This is a genomic window from Tissierella creatinophila DSM 6911 (assembly GCF_001940565.1).
Lineage (GTDB): Bacteria > Bacillota > Clostridia > Tissierellales > Tissierellaceae > Tissierella_A > Tissierella_A creatinophila.
This window is the reverse complement of the sequence record NZ_LTDM01000049.1, coordinates 1-1,980: the sequence shown is the minus strand read 5'-3', so window position 1 is coordinate 1,980 and position 1,980 is coordinate 1. Positions and strand designations below refer to the sequence as shown.

6 protein-coding genes are annotated in these 1,980 nt (G+C 28.3%); all 6 read left to right on the top strand.

Annotated features, from left to right (window positions below; all coding sequences use genetic code 11):
* The first annotated feature begins 135 nt into the window (after nt 1-135).
* The 6 genes from TICRE_RS10025 to TICRE_RS10005 are packed head-to-tail and all read left to right on the top strand — an operon-like array spanning nt 136 to nt 1,871.
* The gene (locus TICRE_RS10025; RefSeq protein WP_075727670.1) at nt 136-459 is read left to right on the top strand and encodes a nucleoside triphosphate pyrophosphohydrolase family protein; all 324 of its coding nucleotides are present in this window, start codon (nt 136-138) and stop codon (nt 457-459) included.
* Nucleotides 452-715 carry a nucleotide modification associated domain-containing protein gene (locus tag TICRE_RS10020; RefSeq protein WP_075727668.1) on the top strand — a complete coding sequence of 88 codons (264 nt, stop codon included), beginning with the start codon at nt 452-454 and terminating at the stop codon, nt 713-715. Before TICRE_RS10025 ends, TICRE_RS10020 begins: the two co-directional genes overlap by 8 nt.
* Nucleotides 716-717: 2 nt before the next feature.
* Complete coding sequence (locus tag TICRE_RS10015; RefSeq protein ID WP_075727666.1) at nt 718-990, top strand: hypothetical protein; 273 nt, start codon at nt 718-720, stop codon at nt 988-990.
* Nucleotides 991-1,003: 13 nt separating this feature from the next.
* Entirely contained in the window at nt 1,004-1,414 is a 411-nt protein-coding gene (locus TICRE_RS10010; RefSeq protein ID WP_075727664.1) for a hypothetical protein, read from the top strand.
* 43 nt (nt 1,415-1,457) lie between these two features.
* A complete protein-coding gene (locus TICRE_RS13305; RefSeq protein WP_158016521.1) occupies nt 1,458-1,622 on the top strand; it encodes a hypothetical protein in 165 nt (54 codons plus the stop codon).
* A gap of 33 nt (nt 1,623-1,655) precedes the next feature.
* On the top strand, nt 1,656-1,871 hold the full coding sequence (locus tag TICRE_RS10005) for a hypothetical protein (RefSeq protein WP_075727662.1): 216 nt from the start codon (nt 1,656-1,658) through the stop codon (nt 1,869-1,871).
* Nucleotides 1,872-1,980 lie beyond the last annotated feature (109 nt).

Genomic DNA, 1,980 nt, shown 5'->3' with positions numbered 1-1,980 from the left:
GAAATGTTAGATGAAATAGAAGAACTTTATTTTAAAGGTTATAGATTAAAAGAAATTTTACAACATTTTAAGAAAACTAATGGATATGTAGAAAATTTATATTATCAAATGTTTAAAAAATGGGAGGAAAATTAAATGAACTTAAGAGAATATCAAGAAAAATCAAAGAGAACATTAAACAATAATCTAACTAAATACGAACAAATAGACAATATGGTTTATGGCATATTTGGAGAATCTGGAGAGGTAGTTGATTTATTAAAAAAATCTAGATTTCAGGGACATGTCTTAGATAAGGACAAGTTAAAAGAAGAAATAGGAGATGTAATGTTTTATATTACTAATTTATGCAATTTATTAGGGTTAGATCTAGAAGAGATAATCGAAGGAAATTACAATAAACTTCTTAGAAGATACCCAGAAGGTTTTTCATCTGAAAGGAGCATAAATCGTGAATAAACTAGATAGATTTATAGACTTAACAGATGAAATGAGAGGAATTTATCAAGCTAAAAACTCAGACTATGGAGATAGTTTTGGAGAAACATATAAAAAGCTAGGTCTTGTATCGGCAGTTACAAGAATATCTGACAAGACTAATAGGCTTCAAAATTTATGTATAAATGAAAGCAAGGTTAAAGATGAATCTATTAGAGATACTTTAATGGATTTAGCAAATTATGCAATATTAACCATAATAGAAATGGAGGGATAGTAATGAGTGGTGGAAGTTATAATTATCTATTTGGACAAGTTGATAATGAATATGTAGGTAGTATGTTCGATATTGAGTTAAATGACATGATGTATGACTTAGTAAAAGTATTGAAAGATTTAGAGTGGTGGCAAAGTGGAGATATAGGAGAAGAAGAATATAGAAAAACAGTAAAAAGATTTAAAGATATATGGTTTGGTAATAGAGAAGGAATAAATAATAGAACGGTTAGAGGAATATTGAAAGATGCTATAAAAGAAATAGAAGATCTATAGGAGGACAAGTCTATTGAAGAAAACTCTAAAACAATATAACTCTTTAATAAAAGAAATAAAGGAGCTTAATGAAGAAATAGAAAGAATGAAAAATAAAAAATATAGTTATGAAAAAGATAGTGTTACTGGATCTAATTCAGAATTTCCATACCAGCCTATGAATTTCAATATAGAAGGAATAGTAACTATAGATACAACTGTAAAAGAGAAAATACTTATAAATAGAAAATATAAATGTGAAGAAATAAAATTAGAAATAGAAAAATTTATATCTGATATACCAGACTCTTTAACTAGAAGAGTATTTAGATATAGATATATTGATAATTTAGAGTGGTTACCTATAGCTAGAAGAATTGGAAGACATGATGAAAGTTATCCAAGGAAGATGATACATGATAGGTATTTGGAAAAAATAGATTAGATACGCAATCTGTTTATTATGCGTAATAAAGGAGGACAACAATATGAAATATATATTGCATGTATTTGGACATAAGTTAGCTGATAATATGGTCATTGAATGTGCGGATGATGAAGATTTAGCTATTCATGCAAGGTCATTTATTTTAGATGAAAAGGTTGAGCAAGTAATAGCTGAAAAAGTCAAAGAATACTCTGATGAACAATAATGTGTTAATTATGCGAAGTGAGGAGGAATAAAAATGGAAATTGAAAAAGCAATAGAGCTATTACAGGCATTGCATGTTAAATCTACTAAAATGCAAAATGGTAGATTAGCTGGTGGATATGTAGATAAAGAGAATGAGACGAATAAAGCTATAGATAGAGCGGTAGGAGTGTTGAAGTTAATTGAAAAGTGGGGACTTGCTGATTTAAGTCTTGACGAGTTAGATAGGTGGCCCTATGTGATAGGATAGTTGTCGTAAAGAAAATTTAGTATATAATAGATATACGACAATAACCTAAGGAGAATGATTATGTCCACAACTAGAAAGAAAACAAGTTATACTAGAGAGTTCAAAAATT

What these genes read in the sequence shown, in the direction of transcription:
- TICRE_RS10025 (WP_075727670.1), top strand. Translation starts at nt 136, where the DNA reads ATGAACTTAAGAGAATATCAAGAAAAATCAAAGAGAACATTAAACAAT.
- TICRE_RS10015 (WP_075727666.1), top strand. Translation starts at nt 718, where the DNA reads ATGAGTGGTGGAAGTTATAATTATCTATTTGGACAAGTTGATAATGAA.
- TICRE_RS13305 (WP_158016521.1), top strand. Translation starts at nt 1,458, where the DNA reads ATGAAATATATATTGCATGTATTTGGACATAAGTTAGCTGATAATATG.
- TICRE_RS10005 (WP_075727662.1), top strand. Translation starts at nt 1,656, where the DNA reads ATGGAAATTGAAAAAGCAATAGAGCTATTACAGGCATTGCATGTTAAA.